This window comes from Streptomyces sp. NBC_00647, assembly GCF_045207245.1.
Classification (GTDB): domain Bacteria; phylum Actinomycetota; class Actinomycetes; order Streptomycetales; family Streptomycetaceae; genus Streptomyces.
On sequence record NZ_CP109040.1, the window covers coordinates 10,381,687 to 10,397,058 of the forward strand.

Below are 15,372 nucleotides of genomic sequence, written 5' to 3' on the forward strand. Positions count from 1 at the left end.
GCCATGACATCCGGCCCGGACCTCCCGGTCACTTTGTCCGTCGCCGGGAGCGACGCCGAGGAAGACTCGGAAGTCCGTGCCGTCAGTGACGGCGTACTGCGCCAGGCACTCCGGCACAGCAGCGGACACAGCCTCGCGATCCTCTTCTGCTCCGTCACCTCCGTGCTCGTCTCGCTGGCTGAACCCGCGGTCCTCGGGCACGCTCTGGACCTGCTCCTCTCCCAGTCGCCGGGCGCCACCCCATGGACCCTCGCGTGCGCCGCGCTCGTCGTTGCGGAGATCTTGCTCGACTCCGCGGACGCCCTGCTCGTCGGAACCGTCAACGCCCGCTCCACCGCCTGGCTGCGTACCCGGACACTCGACCGGCTCCTGCGCGCGGACCCGGACCGCGCCACCGCCTCCTTCGCGCCCGGGGATCTGGCCACCCGGCTCACCGCCAACGCCACCGAGGCGGGCACCGTTCCGGCCGCTTCGGCGGGAGTGTTGGCGGCTCTGCTCCCGCCCCTCGGTGCCCTTGTCGCGCTGGCCGTCATCGACGTGTGGACCGCCGCGGCCTTTCTGCTGGGGGTCCCTTTGCTGGTGCTGCTCCTTCGGACGTTCGCCCGCTCCTCGTCCGTGGCGGTCGGCCGGTATCAGCGGGTCCAGGCGGAGATCGCCGATCGGCTCGCCGAGGTGCTGGGCGGAGCCCAGACCGTCGTCGCCGCAGGCACCGCACGCCGGGAACGACGCCGCGTGCTCGCGGACCTGCCACGCCTCGGCACCGAAGGCCGTGCCATGTGGCGGGTCTACGGGCGTGCCGTCGCGCACAGCGCAGTGCTGATGCCGCTGCTCGTCTGTCTCGTTCTCGGTGTGGGAGGCCTGCGGCTCGCCGCCGGACACCTGAGCGTCGGTGACCTGGTCGCCGCCTCCCGGTACGCGGCGCTGGCAGCGGGCGCCGGGGCAGTGGCCGGGGTGGTCGGTTCCCTCGTGAAGGGAAGGGCGGCCGCTCGACGCACGGTCGAACCGGCACTCCTGTCCCCGGTCGCGCACGGTCCGTCGGCCCTGCCGGCAGGCGGACCGGGGACGTTGGAGCTGCGCGGTGTCGGTGTCGTGCGCGATGGCGCCCACGTCCTCCACGACGTCACCGTCACCGTGCCCGGCGGGACCACGGTGGCCGTCGTGGGCCGCTCCGGTTCGGGCAAGTCCGCCCTCGCCGCGGTGGCGGGCCGACTGACCGACCCCGAGGAGGGCTGCGTGCGTCTGGACGGCGTCCCGCTTGACCGGCTCACCGAAGAGGACCTGCGCACGGAGGTGGTTCACGCCTTCGCACAGCCCGCCCTCTTCGGAACCACGGTCGCCGACGCCATCGCGTTCGGCGCCGTCGCACCGCCCCCCGCCGCCGTACGCGCCGCCGCCCGTGCAGCTGGAGCGGACACCTTCGTGACACGTCTTCCGCAGGGATACGACACCCCGCTCACGTACGCACCGTTGTCCGGAGGTGAGCGCCAGCGCCTGGGGCTGGCCCGGGCGTTCGCGCACGCCGGACGACTGCTCGTGCTGGACGACGCGATGTCCGGCCTGGACACCGTCACCCAGCGGGAGGTGGAGCGCGCGCTCGCCCATGACGTCCGTGCCGGCACCCGGCTGCTGGTCGCCCATCGACTGTCGACCGCGGCCGGCGCCGATCTGGTCCTCTGGCTGGAGAAGGGCCGCATCCGCGGGGTGGGCCCGCACGACGTGCTGTGGCGGATGCCGGACTACCGCGCCGTCTTCACCGCCACGGACGCCGGACCCGACCGTCCAAGCAACTCTCGAACGGCCCCCGACATCGGTTCGCCGCCCGGTGCCACCTCCGGACACCAGGCAGCGGGGGAGAAGGCCTGATGAACGACGCCCGCCCCGCCGCAGCCACCGACGGCTCCTCGCCCTGGCACAAGGCCGGACCTTCGACACGGCGAGCCCCGGATGACCCGAGATCGATCAGGAACGATGAACGTGGCTCCCTGAGAGGGGTGTTGCCAGACGGTCGACGGTTCCTGCGCCGACACCGACCTGTCCTGATCGCACTGTCCGGCTGGTCCCTCCTGGAGAGCGGCCAGACATTCCTCGGCGGCTACGGCGTCGCCCGCTCGCTCGATGACGGCTTCCTCGCCGGCCGTACCAGCACCGGCCTGCTCTGGCTCTGCGTCGCGGCCGGCGCCACGTTGCTCGGCGGCTTTGCCGTCCGTCAGGTCTTCAGAGGACTGGCCGACCTGGTCGAACCGTTCCGCGACGGTCTGATGCGCCGGGCGGTGGACCAGGCGCTCCGCGCCGCGCTCGCCGAGCCGGCACGAGCCGACCCGACCGCGGCCGTGTCCCGACTCACGCATCAGACCGAGATCGCCCGCGACAGCTTCGCCGGCCTGGTCCTGACCGCCCGCTCGTTCGTCTTCACCACGGCAGGCGCGCTGCTCGGCATGGCCTCGCTCGACCCGGCGCTGCTGATCGTCGTACTGCCGCCGCTGCTGGTCGGACTCATCCTCTTCCTGTCCACCTTTCCTTCCATGGCGGCGGCACAGCGTGCCTATTTGGACGCCGACGAGGCATTGTCCGCGCTGTCCGGGCAGGTGGCCGCCGGCCTGCGCGACGTGGCGGCGTGCGGAGCCAGAACCCGGATCGCTGCCGAGGTCGGCAGACTGATCGCCGTCGAGGCACGGCTGTCGCGGAGGCTGGCCCGCTGGGCGGCCGTACGATCGTTCGCGCTCGGCGTCGCCGGCCGACTTCCCCTGGTGGCACTTCTCGCCGCGACCCCCCTTCTCCTCAAGGGCGGACTGACCGCGGGCGCCCTGCTGGGAGCGCTGACCTACCTGGTCCAGGCACTCCTGCCCGCTCTGCACGCCCTGATGACCGCCGCCGGAACGGCCGGCACCCGCCTCCTGGTCGTGCTGGAGCGGTTCACCGGCCAACCCGACTACCCTGCCCCGGCAATCCCGACTGCCCAGCCTCTGGTCGAATCTCCTGCGCATACGTCCGGACGGATACCTGCCGACGACCCCCGACCTGCGCGGCCCGCGAGGTCAGGCCGCTCCGGACGGATACCCGCGGCCGAGCTTCGAGGCGTGACCTTCGCGTACGGCACTGGAGCTCGCCCTGTGCTGCGGGAGCTGGACCTGACCCTTGAGGACGGCGAGCACCTCGTGGTCGTAGGGCCGAGCGGCATCGGCAAGTCCACCCTCACATCTCTGCTCGCCGGGATGCTCACGCCGGATGCCGGTTCGGTGCGGGTGGCGGGAGCCGCGGCAGGTCCCGACGGACCGGCGCATCCGCAGCTGCGCCGAGCACTCCTGCCGCAGCGGGCGTACGTCTTCAGCGGGACGGTTGGTGAGAACCTCGCGTACTTTCGGCCCGACGCCTCCCGTGCCGACCTCGAACGCGCCACGCGCCTCCTCCGTTTGGAAGACCTGATGCGGCGGCTCGGCGGCCTGCACGGGAGGGTCGACCCGCGTCGCCTCTCGTTGGGGGAGTGCCAGCAACTGGCCCTCGGGCGCGCCTATGTGTCCCCAGCCCCTCTGTTGTTGCTGGACGAGGCCACCTGTCACCTCGACCCGGAGACCGAGGAGCGGACCGAGCGTGTCCTCGCCGCGCGCCCCGGCACTCTCGTGCTCGTCGCCCACCGGATCAGCTCCGCTCTGCGGGCCGACCGAGTCCTGGTCCTGGACGGCGACCGAGCCCTTTGTGCACCGCACGACGCCCTTCTGGCCGAGTCGGAGCTCTACCGCGACCTGGTTGGCCGTTGGTACCACGACTCCGAATCCGCTGGGCAGGAGCGTGATCGACAAGCGCATCGGAGCGCCGCGCGCACGGAGGAGTCGGAGGGCCGCGGTGTGAGGGCACCCCTGCCCAGGCTTCGTGATGAGGACCCCACGGCGTCGAAGGGTGCGGTCACAGCGGTCGGCCCGGCCTGCGACCGCGACGTCAGACCCAGCCGGCGCCCTGCGTGATGCGGATGGCGTCGATGCGGTTGCGGGCGCCGACCTTGCGGGTCGCCGCGGCCATGTAGTTCCGTACCGTTCCGCTGGTCAGATGGAGTCGACGGGCGATCTCCGCCACCGTCTCACCTTCGGCGGCCCGCGCCAGCACGCTCAGTTCCCGTCTGGTCAGCGGCATTTGGGAAGCCTCGAGGAACCCACAAGCCAGTGACGCGTCCACGAACCGCTGACCCGCGGCCACTTCCGTGATGCCCTTGATCAACCGTTGTGCGGAGCTGTGTTTGTCCACGAATCCCAGTGCTTGGGCATCGAACGCTCTGCGCAGCGCTCCGGGTCGTCCAGCCGACGCCAGGACGACGAGCCCGGCGCGCGGCACCGGCACCCGCTCGGCCGTGTTCCCGGCGCCGCCCTCTAATAAGGAGGTCGCGCCGGGACAGTCGAGGTCGACCAGACACACATCGGGGTGCAGCGCGCTTGCGTTCTCACGGGCGGATATCCAGCCCGCCGCATCCACGTCGAACGTGGGTTCAGTCTGAAGGAGTGCCGTCAGCGCGGAGCGCATCAGGCTGACGCTGTGCAGTACGAGCACCGTGGTCATGGTTGGCACCTCTCGATCCTTCACCCGGCATGCACACACCAGGCATCCGTCTTGTCGTCCCTCCGGCTTCCCGAGAGGCCGGGACGGAACCCCGAATGGTTTTCGACGGTGGCTCACTTCCATGCCGTGTCGCGCGCCCTGATCCTTCCGGATATCAGCCGGACAGTCGCCCGTCGATCGCGTCCGGACGCATACGCCCTCATGACGGGGCGGCGCTGTCCGCGGCAGCGACCGTCCGTCGGCCGCGGGCGGACCGTGACGGTCGTGTTGTCCGCCAGGGCAGGCGGCCAAGAAAGGCGTGATCCATGCAGGTTCGGCGTCCACGCCGACCGACGGAGGATGAGGGCTTCGGCACTCGGCCGAGGTTCGCGTGCTTGCCGGGCGGAGGCAGTCGGACGAAGCTTCGACCGATGAGGCAGCTAGGGTCCGTCTTCAAAGATCATCGAGTTCGGCGAATCCGGCACCACCAAGGAACAGCGTGTGCAGGCCACCCGCGGCCGGCGGGCCGCAGACCGCACTGTGGCGTCCTGGGCCCACGACCACGCCGCCGCGCTGCGCCAGCTGGCCGGGACGATCACCGCCCTGCCGGATCTTCCCGCCACCGCGATGGAAGCGCTCGCAGCCCTCCACGCCGCGCAGAAAGCGACCCGCGCGGCATCCGTCGGTGACCGCACCGACGCACCCGGCCGGGACTTTGCTCACGGTGAGGCGGCCTCTTGCCCCCACCGTCACCTCAGGGGCCGGCCCTCCGGGCGCGGACCTGGCCGGGCGCCCCGTCGTGACAGTGCCTGCAGCCTGCTGCGGGCGGACAGGGCCGGGCGCGGCGCTGTCGCGCAGTCCAGCCTTTGCTTCCTGCGTCGCGGGAAGGTGTCGACTTGAGCCAAAATTCGAACACGTGAGCTAATAGAGTGATGGAGTCCGCGACATTCCCCCACGACCTCGTCCAGCTTCAAGCGGCCTGGTGCCGCACCTACGACGCCCTCACCGCGCCCCGCCCCACGGCGAACACCGCACTCCGCCGCCGCCAGCTGGTGTTGTCGGCCCGCTTGTGGTGGCACCCGTTCTGGTCGGGCCCCGGCAGGATGCCGGCGGCCCGTACGGAGCTGCGCAGACAAGCCCGTGCAGCTCTGGGGCGCAGCGTTGAACCGGCGTCCGGTGCACATTCCCGATGAGGCCTGTTGTCGTCCGGCCAGAAAGGGGCACTCAGGAGGGAGGCCGGTCAGGTGGCCTTCCTCTCTTGGGGACTGGCCGGCTCAGGTTCCCCTGGTTCGGCCACGAGTGCTGGGGGAGCCGACCCCTTCTGCGGCCCTGGCGGCGAGGGCGCCGGGACGGCGGCTACGCAGGGCATCGCGGATCGCACCCGGGGTACTCGTAGAAGCGGACGATCCCAGATCCCAGGCGCAGGAGGAGGCCCGAGACAGCCATGCTGATGCACGCGCTCAAGAACGGTGTGCTGGTCCTGACACTGGACGACGACCCAGGACCCGCCGCGCAGAACACCCTGGCGGCACTGATCAGCGACCTGGTCCACGTGCACGCCCCCACGCCCGTCGTCATCGTTCTCGGCGCAGCCGCGGCCGCGGCTCCGGCAGTGATCGACGAGGTCCTGCGCGCGCACCGCATGTGCAGCCGGTTGGACGCCCTGATATCGGTGGCAACGCCCAGCGCTCCCGCCCGTCGAGCCCTCGAGACTCACGCCACGACGGCCCAGGGCGCGGGTCTGGTGATCCACGCCTGTACCGACACCGCCATCACCACGGCCTACGCCGCTGCCGCGTAACCGCTTGAGGAACCCCGCCGACCTGGCCCGAGCAGCAGCAGCGTGCGGTGCGCGGCCAGTGTGCCGGTGAGCGCACAGACGATCGCCTCGGTGGTCTCGCACGGCCACCGATGAAGCGTTCGCATGTGAAGGCCGCGGCATTCCGGGCGTGAGCCTGACCGGCGTCACGTCGATCGAGGGAGCCGGGACACACGGAGGCGTGAGGATGAGCGCCCAGGGCAAGGCTGCAGACATGACGACAACACTCGGCGCCTTTGTTCTGGGTACTCCCGACCCTCCTGCGCTGGCCGACTTCTACCGCGCCCTGCTCGGCTGGCAGGAAGTCGAGCGTGAGCCGGGGTGGGTGCGTCTGGGGGCCCCGGGTCAGGAACGCCCCGGCCTCAGCTTCCAGTTGGAGACCGACCACACGCCTGCGACGTGGCCGCAGCAGCCTGGCACGCAGCAGATGCAAGCGCACCTGGACCTGCAGGTCGACGACCTGGAGGCGGAGACCGAACGGGCTTGCGCCCTGGGTGCGACGCTGCAGGAGTACCAGCCTCAGAAGGACGTCCGGGTCCTGTGCGACCCTCACGGCCATCCGTTCTGTCTCTACCTCTGATCTTGCGAGAGTGCCCCGGCCTTTAGGCCGGGGGTGAATCGCATCTCTGGACTGCTGTGGCCTCGGCCGTGGGCACGGGCGGGCGCCTTCGTCCCCCGCGAAGTAGGCCGTCCGCGTGCCGAGTCCGGCTCGTCCGAGCTGATCACCTGTGAGCCGATCTCGTCGTCGACGCCTAGTTCCTCGTCGTAGAGCTTGATGGCGACGAAGTCGGAGAAGGCGCGCTGGTATCCGACGGCGCGCGAGTCTCCGGCGTCCATGCCCGAAGCGCTCCACACGCGCTCGCCGTTGAACGTGTGAGGCTTCCGCCCTGGCGGCGAGCGCGGCCGGTGACTGGCCAGACCGGTCCTGGGCCGCTGGTCTGCTGCGCACGCAGGCCTGACCCGCGGCCGGGGTGACAGCCGTTGTCGCGGTGGTCCTCCTGGTGCCGGCGTCGTGCCCGAACGCCGCACGTCACCTCTTCACGCTCAGCCACAGGAGTTCAGCCGCAGGGAACCGGAGCGCCAAGACAGCACCGCCACATGCGCCTAAGGTCCTGAGTCATGACTGTGCTGCGTGGAGCGTCGGTCGTCCTGCGCCCCACCGTCCAGGACGACATCCCCGCCCTGGCCGCCATCCGGGCCACGCCCGAAGTACGTGCACGATGGAGAGGCGGGGACGATCTCGAAGCGGACATCGCAGCCGATCTCGAGGACGCCGGCACCCGGTCCCTGACGGTCGAGCACCGCCGGCGGGTCATCGGCATGATCCAGTGGCACGCCGAGGAGGAGCCGGACTACCGGCACGCCGGCATCGACCTCTTCCTCGATCCCGCGGTGCACGGCAGGGGCCTGGGTACCGACGCCGTACGGACACTGGCCTGCCATCTCATCGACGTCCACGGCCATCACCGTCTGACCATCGACCCGGCGGCCGACAACACCGCGGCGATCCACTGCTACACCAAGGTCGGGTTTCGGCCGGTCGGCATCATGCGGCAGTACGAGCGCGGCCCGGACGGCAGCTGGCACGACGGCCTCCTGATGGACCTCCTGGCCGACGAAGTGGTGCGGTGACCGACCTCGACGCCAGGGAGAAGCACCCCGATCCCGCTGTCCGCGCGGTCCCGGCCAGCCGAACAGGGCACGCCGGAAGGACACCGTGTCCGGACCGGCCAGGCCGAGGCGGACGCCGGCTCGGCCCCGCACCTCCTTCTCGGCGGTGAATCAGGCGCAGCGCCCGCCCGAAGACGGTCCTGTGCGTCCGCCTCTCGGACACTTCGGTCATGTCGCGCATGCGGCTGCCGACAGGCCACGCTCCCGTGGCGCCGAGCGCCCGCACTCGTCCGGGTCACCGGGCGCGCGGACACCGCGACCGGGCGGCAGGGTGGTGGTGCCGATGCCGCAGAGCACCGGCCGGCACCGCCGACACGGACCGCGGCACCGTCCGCGGCCCCAGTCCCGGACGAGAGGCCCCCGAGCGCATCCACGCAGCCCACGCAGGAGGTTTCGTGCACGACAAGCCGCTCCTCAAGAGCGTCGGTGAACTGCTGCGCCGACGGCACGGCTCCTCACACCGCACCCGGCAGGCGGGGCCTGAGGGATTCGCGCTGGACGTCTCGAAGGTCGCCGGGTTCACCTCCGGCACGCTCGGCCCCGAGGACGAGGCGGCGCTGGCCGACGAAGTGGCCCAGCTCCTTCCCCACCACTGGGATCTGCCCACCAAGTCGGTGGAAGCACTGACTCCGCTCGTCGACCACCTCGGCGGCCAGCAGGAGCTGATGGCCTGGCTGGACCGCCACCCCGGGCGGCCACGGCTGACCGCGCGGATCTACGTCCTGCTGGGCCATCTCGACCAGTACAGCGAAGACCCCGAGGTACTTGCCGCCGTACGGCACGCCAGGGCCCAGGACCCCTACCCCGTCGGCCTGCGCGGCTACCTGACGCCGGAGACCAACGACGAGACCCTGGGCGGTCTCGCCTACCGGATCGAGGAACTCCTCGGCGACAACCGCGAACAGGACGCCATCGCGCTCGCCCTGGCGACCGCCGACTGGCTGCGTAGCGCGGCGCAGAACGCCGAGAGCCCGAGCTCCGATGTCCGCGAGATGGGCGAACTCATGGACCATATGCACCAGGACATCAGCGAGGCCGCACCGCACTCCTGACCCGGCAGCCCGACAGCGCGGCGGAAGAACGCGGTGATGCCCGATCGCTGGTCCGCACCTACGATGCGATCGCGCACGAGCGCCTGAGCATCGCGAACATGGTCTGCGCACCCAAGCCCGAGCCCGACCCCCAAAACCCCGGCACGTTCCTCCCGAACGGAGCCGCGGCGAAGGCCGGGCTGAACAAGAGCATCCACGGCGCGGGTTGGGGGGTGTTCCTGGGCATCCTCGCGCACAAGGCTGAAAGCGCCGGTCGTCGACTGATCCCCGTGGACCCCCGCAACACCTCCCGCACCTGCCCCGCATGCGGGCACGTGTCCGGCTGCCCCGCATGCGGGCACGTGTCCGGCCAGAACCGCGTCACACAGGAGAAGTTCGAGTGCACCCGGTGCGGACACACCGCCAACGCCGATCAAGTCGGTGCGCTGAACGTTGCCATCAGGGCCGGGCTGGTCCTTCCCGACGTGGCCTAGCCACCGACAGGAGAAGCCCCCCGGATTTATCCGGGGGAGGAGTCGCCAACGCGAGACCGTAGCGGTGCCCGGCGGTGAGAGCGTCGAAGAGCAGGCGGCGGTGGTGATCGGGCAAGCCGTGCAGGGTCACGCAGCGGCGGCCGTCTGCAACTGCGCGAACCGGTCCTCCCACGCGGTGCGCACACCACGACCCAGCATCTTGCGCAAGACTGGCCAGTGGGCCACCAACTGCGCCGCATTGAGATAGCGGACGTAGTCCTCGTGCATACCGTTGAGCAGGACGATCCGGTACATGCCCAGCAGAAGCTTTTCGTCACCAAGATCGAACACGCGAAGCCCGGACCAGGCCAAGTGCAGCGGAAGCGCGACAGTCCCCCCGGCAGGACCGACGAGTTCCGCAAGGTCACGGGGCAGCTGATGCTCGGCCGGAGCCCAGCGCGACGGCATCGCAGCGCCCGACAGACCTTCACTCACGGCCTTCGGCCTCCCTACTCTGCAACCGATCCGACGGGACTTCGACAGAGGACATCCTAGTTTTCGAAGCGATCGGGACCCTCAAGCCCATGGGTCAGAGGCTGACTGGGTTGACTCCTCCTTCTCCTGAAGGAGGGGGATTCTTGGCTCACGTTGGCTGTGGACCGGCGGTCCGACGGCTCTTACGCGATGAGCGCCAGTCGGGTTGAGGCCAGCCCGGACGAGCATCACGCGGGCGGATTTCTTGTCCCTGAGGGACACCGCTCCGCACGCGGTGCACCCGTTAGTTCGTTGCGGGAGAGGCAGTGCGTGCTTGGTTCTCGCTCCGCACTGTGCGCAGTCCATCGTGGTGTGCGCGGGGTGGACAAGGTGCAGCTGAGGTGCGAAGGAATGGGTTCGTTCCGGAGTTCGGGCCTGAACCGGCATGCACCATCATGTGGATGTGATCACCATTCATCTGAAGTACGAGATCGACGCCGACAAGCTCGAGGACTTCGAGGAATACGGCCGCCGCTGGGTCGGGCTCGTCGACCGTTTCGGCGGGACGCACCACGGCTACTTCCTGCCGAGCGAGGGCGACAGCGACATCGCCTACGCGCTCTTCTCTTTTCCCAGTTTCGCCGCGTACGAGCAGTACCGCTCGGACAGCATGACCGACCCGGAGTGCCAGGAGGCCATCGAGCTGGCCCGCAGCACCCGCTGCATCAAGCGCTACGAGCGGCGCTTCCTGCGGCCGCTCGACGTCACCTCCTAGGCCGGAGCCGGGCCTGAACGACTGCCCCGCAGGCGGGCGTTGGACGGTGTGCAGGCGATGGACCGGGTTTTGAGGGCGGCTTCGGTGCCCGGCCCGGGGCGGTGCAGGTGCGGGCCGGGGGTTTCCTGGCCAGGTCCCATGGCGGCCCGCCTGCTCCGCCCCTGGCGGGAGGGCAAGCAAGGCCTTGCTGGGCGCCGGTGGGGCCCCTGTCCCGTGTTGCGCGGGACAGGGCCCTCTTGCCGTCCGGAATCCGGTGCGGGGCGCCGGCGTGCTCTGTGCTGCGGCGCCCCGCGCCGGCGTCAGGACCCCCGGATCAGTTCTTTGACCTCGGGCGGAATCTTGTTGCCGGAGTGGACGGCGACCAGGCGGGCGTCACCGGGGTCTTCTCCCACCGCGATGGCGATGCTGGGGTCGACTCCCTTGACTGCGTAGGCGGTCGTGGAGGTGGGCGTCTGGGCGTCGTCATCGTCATTGGGTGTGTCGTCGCAGGAGGGGAGGGTGGCGGGGCCGAGCTTGTCCCCGACGGTGAAATCGACGTTGGCCACGTCCGAGTACTCGTGGTTCTGGTAGTTGACCAGGAACACGCAGGACGACGCGGATGCGCCGTCGTCATTCGACGATGTGCAGGCGACGGACAGGGTCAGGACGGCCGCCGCCAGGAGCATCCCCACGGATCCTCTGCGGGACGGGAGTACGGCTTTCATCGGTCTGCCTCCTCTGGAGCGTCTGCCCCGGTTCAGTGGATGCTGCGGAGGCCGAGGACGTCACCCTTGCCGAGAGTCCTCCCCTTTGTCGTGCACCTGAACGAGGTGCCGTACATGGTGAGGTTGTCGTGGGCTCCGGTGATGTCCTTCAGTCCGAAGATGTGTCCGGCCTCATGAGTACCGACGCTGCGGATGTCGTATTTGTTCGAGCAGCTCGCGGTCGGCTTGTTCGTGAAGTCGTTGTCGTGCGTGTTGAAGCGGGTGTCGGCCTCGCGCAGGTCGTTCTTGACACCGGGCGTGGGCCAGGTCCACGAGCAGGTCGTGGCGACGGCGTCGTTCCTGAGTTTCCCGCGTCCCAGCGGGCCGGAGAGGGCGCGGGCCTGTCACCACTGCCGAGCCCTTTCACCGTTTGTCATGACGGAGTCTCGGACGCGCAGTTGGCCTTTGTGAGGGTGAAACCGGAGGGCCGTCGCCCGGCTGGGTGTCCCGCCGGGCGACCTGTGTCCGCCGCACCGGTCGGCGTCAATGACTCCACGGTCTTCGAGACGGTGAGGGACGCCGCGAGGGTGCGAAACCCTAGTGACTGGCGGGCCCGGACCGGGACCGGGCGCGGTCCCGGAACCACGCGGCCGCCCCCACCAGCACCGCCGCCCCCAGCCCGTACAGGGGCAGCCACAGAGTCGTCGTGGACGCCAGGCACTCGGCGACGGTCCGGCCGGCCCGGGTCTCCTGCGCGAACGCCAGGGCGGCACCGTCACTGCCGGCCAGGTTCCCCAGCGCGGCCTTCACCTGGAGGGCCTCGTACCTGCCCATCAACTCGCACCCGCTGCGCGTGCCCGGCATCGGGAACAGCCAGGCCCGGCGCTGCAGCAAGGGCGCCAGCGCGATCGCCACGCACAGGCCGACGACCAGCGCGTACGCGACCAGGCCGCGCATGTACGCCGAGCGGATGTCCGGTGTCCACTGTGCCCGTCGCTGGAAGGCGAGCAGCACGCGAGGAGTGTCACCCCGATGTACGTGGCGAACCACTGCCACGAGCCCTGGGCGAGCGCGAACGTCAGCACCGCGGCAAGTCCGATGCCGATGACCCCGGGAGCGGGAATGTCCTCGCCTGTCGCGGATGCCGGCCTCGGGGTCACACGGGGGCTGGGATCACTCACGGGCCTCTCCTGCGGGGGGAGGCATCAACGTCCCCCGGCGGAGAGCCGCGGCCCTGGACACCATGCCGTACGGGCCCACCGCCTCGCCCGGATGGCCCGCACCTGGCCGGCCGCGCGGGCCACCGGCGGCCGGCGCGCCTGGCCGTCGCACCGCGATGCTGTGCCGCTGGTGCGCAGGCGGGAGAGAGGTGTCCCCACCAAGAGCGTTCACCTTCAATGCATTGCAACGATCGAGAGAAGATCTGTTGCATTACCTCAAGGCTATTGCAACGATTAATCTGCATCTAGCTGCACTGATGTATCGAGTGCGCAATAAATCAGTTGTCAGATCAGTGAAGGCAACGTAGCGTTTCCGTCATAGGAAACAACGGATTGAAGGCCTCGGGGGCCGACGGACACGGGTTTCGCAAGCGAGCGACCAAGGGGGGTCGGATCATGGCGGCAGTAAAGAACCGGCAGCGGACGGCGCCCGGCGCCCTCACCGCCTTCGCCCGCTTCGTGCTCTGCGGCGGCGCGGTGGGGCTCGCCTCCAGCCTCGCGGTGGCGGCCCTCGCCACACGGATTCCCTGGGGCCTGGCCAACGCCCTGATCAGCACGCTCTCCACGCTCCTGGCCACCGAGCTGCACGCCCGCTTCTCCTTCGGCGCAGGCGTACGAGCGACCTGGCGCCAGCACGCACAGTCGGCCGGCTCCGCGGCCGCCGCGTTCGCGCTGACGTGCGCGGCCATGCTCGCCCTGCATCAACTGGTGGCGGCACCCGGCGCGATGCTCGAGCAGATCGTCTACCTGTCCGCCTCCGCCCTCGCCGGACTCGCACGGTTCGCGGTCCTGCGCCTCGTCGTCTTCGCACGGAACCGCTCGCAGAGCGCAGCCACCGACCCAACCACCCGGCCCGTGCACACGGCCGTGACCCAGACCGCGGCACCGGCCGGCCCAGCGATCCTCTGCCGCGCCGCCTGACCGCATCGCAGGACGCCGCGCCGCCCGGCCCATCGGCCGGCGCGGCCGGGGCTTGCGGCGCGCAGGCAGGGCCGGTGACGGAACATCAAAAGCCGCTGCCGCCGGGCCGCCCCACCCCGGGCATCCGCCGAGCAGGTCCGGGGTCACCGCCGAGCGGCCGGATGCCGGCGGCGCTGAAGCAGGTCTGCCGCGGCCGGAGGTGCGCGAGGGTCTGCCTCGGCGACGTGCCGCAGTTTGTCGAGACCGACGATGTCCGGCGCTTCTTCGCTGTTAGCGTCGCGTCATGTCCAAGATCGAGATAGACGCCGTGACCGCCGAGTTCTTCGGTGCCTTTGACAACCGGGGCGGCAAGGCTGCCGACGTGGGCCGCATCCGGCGGCTGGTTCTTCCCGGTGGCGTGATCGTCATGACCGGCCCGCAGTTCACGGTCTACACCGTGGAGGAGTTCATCGAGCCTCGCCGGCGGCTGCTGACCGACGGTCGGCTGGTCGAATTCTCCGAGTGGGAGACCTCTGAACGGACGGAGATCGCGGGCGACATCGCCTCGCGGTTCGGTGAGTACCGCAAGTCCGGGATCCTGGACGGTGAGCCGTTCGAGGGCGGCGGGACCAAGACCATCCAGTTCGTCCGCACCTCAGAGGGCTGGCGGATCGCGGCGTTTGCCTGGTACGACCAGCCCTGACCACAGAGGCGGTCCGGCTGCGGCCTGTTGACCCCTCGACACGGCCGCCGGCCATCCGTGAGGGCGACGCGGTCGGGCACTGTCCCGGCCGGATCCACGGGTGAAGTGGCGCTGCGACAACCACGGGTGAAGTGGCGCTGCGATGCCACCGCCGAGGTGCCATCACTGAGCCGGTGTCAGTGTTGCGGTTTCAGTGGGCATGGCCTGAGGACTCCTAACAAAAGTGGTGGACTTGACCTGGTCAGAGGTCGGTGTCGTGCACGAGGCCGCCGAGTATCGGGACGTAGTCAGCCGTGTAATCGCACGCGATAAACCCGGCGACGTCGGCGGTCATCCCCGGGATACTGGTCGCCCATGGATGAGGTCAAAGTCGTCGTCGCCCATTCCGAGCGCGCGACTCTGCGCGTCGGTGACGTGTTCCTGAAGGTGGACGCCGATCAGGCGCGCATCGACGCCGAGGTCGAGGCGATGTCCCTCGTGCCGGTCCCGACCCCGGAGGTCCTGTGGCGCAAGCCGTCCGTGCTCGCGTTGGCGGCACTCCCGGGGACGACGCTCGGGCACTTCGGCGGGCCGTCGACCGGGTCGCCGACGGCGTGGGCCGCGGCGGGTGCCGCCATCCGGAAGCTGCACGACGCGCCGCTGCCGCCCCGGCCCGGCCGGAGCATCGTCGCGCTGGCGGCGGAACTCGACGACGAGTGCGAGTTGCTCGTGACGAACGGCCTCCTGCCCGCCGACCTGGTCACCCGCAACCGCCAGGTCGCCGAGGCCGCGCTCAGGCCGTGGACTCCGGCGTTCACGCACGGCGACCTGCAGATCGCGCACGTCTTCGTCGACGGCGACGAGGTCACGGGCATCATCGACTGGTCCGAGGCGGGCCAGGGTGATGCCCTGTACGACCTCGCCACCTTCACCCTCGGACACGAGGAGCACCTCGACGACGTCATCGCCGGCTACGGCACCGACATCGACCTCGACGTGATCCACGCGTGGTGGTCGTTGCGAAGCCTGCTGGTGGTTCGCTGGCTGATCGAGCACGGCTTCGACCCGTTCGCGCCGGGCTGTGAGGTCGACGTACTGAGATCCCGTATGTGAGGCTGCG

Annotated in this window: 16 protein-coding genes and 2 pseudogenes; 11 read left to right on the top strand and 7 right to left on the bottom strand. The window is 70.1% G+C overall.

Annotated elements, in window-relative coordinates; all coding sequences use genetic code 11:
* Positions 1-3 precede the first annotated feature (3 nt).
* Positions 4-1,863 carry an ABC transporter ATP-binding protein gene (locus OG788_RS45585; RefSeq protein ID WP_406368572.1) on the top strand — a complete coding sequence of 620 codons (1,860 nt, stop codon included), beginning with the start codon at positions 4-6 and terminating at the stop codon, positions 1,861-1,863.
* Positions 1,863-3,959 (top strand): ATP-binding cassette domain-containing protein, encoded by a 2,097-nt coding sequence (locus OG788_RS45590; RefSeq protein ID WP_406368570.1) that lies wholly within the window; start codon positions 1,863-1,865, stop codon positions 3,957-3,959. The genes OG788_RS45585 and OG788_RS45590 overlap by 1 nt, the downstream gene beginning before the upstream one ends.
* Here the strand turns inward: OG788_RS45590 and OG788_RS45595 are convergent.
* Both OG788_RS45595 and OG788_RS45600 read right to left on the bottom strand, forming a co-directional pair.
* Positions 3,934-4,545 carry a response regulator transcription factor gene (locus OG788_RS45595; protein WP_328443377.1) on the bottom strand — a complete coding sequence of 204 codons (612 nt, stop codon included), beginning with the start codon at positions 4,543-4,545 and terminating at the stop codon, positions 3,934-3,936. The genes OG788_RS45590 and OG788_RS45595 overlap by 26 nt on opposite strands.
* A 432-nt stretch (positions 4,546-4,977) precedes the next feature.
* The gene (locus OG788_RS45600) at positions 4,978-5,247 is read right to left on the bottom strand and encodes a hypothetical protein (protein ID WP_406368568.1); all 270 of its coding nucleotides are present in this window, start codon (positions 5,245-5,247) and stop codon (positions 4,978-4,980) included.
* 721 nt (positions 5,248-5,968) lie between these two features.
* Here OG788_RS45600 and OG788_RS45605 point away from each other — a divergent pair.
* On the top strand, positions 5,969-6,325 hold the full coding sequence (locus tag OG788_RS45605; protein WP_406368566.1) for a hypothetical protein: 357 nt from the start codon (positions 5,969-5,971) through the stop codon (positions 6,323-6,325).
* Between the two features lie 232 nt (positions 6,326-6,557).
* The gene (locus OG788_RS45610; RefSeq protein ID WP_406368565.1) at positions 6,558-6,923 is read left to right on the top strand and encodes a VOC family protein; all 366 of its coding nucleotides are present in this window, start codon (positions 6,558-6,560) and stop codon (positions 6,921-6,923) included.
* On the opposite strand, the gene OG788_RS45615 is transcribed toward OG788_RS45610, so the two are convergent.
* Positions 6,914-7,180, bottom strand: a complete 267-nt coding sequence (locus OG788_RS45615) for a hypothetical protein (protein ID WP_406368564.1) — start codon at positions 7,178-7,180, stop codon at positions 6,914-6,916. The two genes, OG788_RS45610 and OG788_RS45615, sit on opposite strands and share 10 nt — an antisense overlap.
* A 282-nt stretch (positions 7,181-7,462) precedes the next feature.
* Between OG788_RS45615 and OG788_RS45620 the strand changes: the two genes are divergently transcribed.
* The 3 genes and pseudogenes from OG788_RS45620 to OG788_RS45630 all read left to right on the top strand — a co-directional run.
* Complete coding sequence (locus tag OG788_RS45620; RefSeq protein ID WP_406368562.1) at positions 7,463-7,975, top strand: GNAT family N-acetyltransferase; 513 nt, start codon at positions 7,463-7,465, stop codon at positions 7,973-7,975.
* Between the two features lie 434 nt (positions 7,976-8,409).
* A complete protein-coding gene (locus OG788_RS45625; RefSeq protein ID WP_406368560.1) occupies positions 8,410-9,066 on the top strand; it encodes a hypothetical protein in 657 nt (218 codons plus the stop codon).
* Between the two features lie 38 nt (positions 9,067-9,104).
* A pseudogene (locus OG788_RS45630) lies at positions 9,105-9,539 on the top strand (RNA-guided endonuclease InsQ/TnpB family protein); the annotation flags it as partial.
* A 126-nt stretch (positions 9,540-9,665) separates the two neighbouring features.
* On the opposite strand, the gene OG788_RS45635 reads toward OG788_RS45630, so the two are convergent.
* Both OG788_RS45635 and OG788_RS45640 read right to left on the bottom strand, forming a co-directional pair.
* Positions 9,666-10,013 (bottom strand): hypothetical protein, encoded by a 348-nt coding sequence (locus OG788_RS45635; protein WP_406368559.1) that lies wholly within the window; start codon positions 10,011-10,013, stop codon positions 9,666-9,668.
* An 81-nt stretch (positions 10,014-10,094) separates the two neighbouring features.
* Positions 10,095-10,388 (bottom strand): annotated as a pseudogene (locus OG788_RS45640) (zinc ribbon domain-containing protein); the annotation flags it as partial.
* Positions 10,389-10,455: 67 nt separating this feature from the next.
* Here OG788_RS45640 and OG788_RS45645 point away from each other — a divergent pair.
* On the top strand, positions 10,456-10,767 hold the full coding sequence (locus tag OG788_RS45645; RefSeq protein WP_406368557.1) for an NIPSNAP family protein: 312 nt from the start codon (positions 10,456-10,458) through the stop codon (positions 10,765-10,767).
* A 299-nt stretch (positions 10,768-11,066) separates the two neighbouring features.
* Here the strand turns inward: OG788_RS45645 and OG788_RS45650 are convergent, their stop codons facing one another.
* The gene (locus OG788_RS45650; protein ID WP_406368556.1) at positions 11,067-11,471 is read right to left on the bottom strand and encodes a DUF6281 family protein; all 405 of its coding nucleotides are present in this window, start codon (positions 11,469-11,471) and stop codon (positions 11,067-11,069) included.
* Positions 11,472-12,047: 576 nt separating this feature from the next.
* Entirely contained in the window at positions 12,048-12,464 is a 417-nt protein-coding gene (locus tag OG788_RS45655; RefSeq protein ID WP_406368554.1) for a hypothetical protein, read from the bottom strand.
* Between the two features lie 602 nt (positions 12,465-13,066).
* On the opposite strand from OG788_RS45655, the gene OG788_RS45660 reads away from it, so the two are divergent.
* From OG788_RS45660 to OG788_RS45670, 3 genes are all read left to right on the top strand, one after another.
* Positions 13,067-13,591 carry a hypothetical protein gene (locus OG788_RS45660; RefSeq protein ID WP_406368552.1) on the top strand — a complete coding sequence of 175 codons (525 nt, stop codon included), beginning with the start codon at positions 13,067-13,069 and terminating at the stop codon, positions 13,589-13,591.
* Between the two features lie 283 nt (positions 13,592-13,874).
* Positions 13,875-14,273, top strand: a complete 399-nt coding sequence (locus OG788_RS45665; RefSeq protein WP_406368551.1) for a DUF4440 domain-containing protein — start codon at positions 13,875-13,877, stop codon at positions 14,271-14,273.
* A 354-nt stretch (positions 14,274-14,627) separates the two neighbouring features.
* Positions 14,628-15,365 (top strand): phosphotransferase, encoded by a 738-nt coding sequence (locus tag OG788_RS45670; RefSeq protein ID WP_406368549.1) that lies wholly within the window; start codon positions 14,628-14,630, stop codon positions 15,363-15,365.
* Positions 15,366-15,372: the final 7 nt, after the last annotated feature.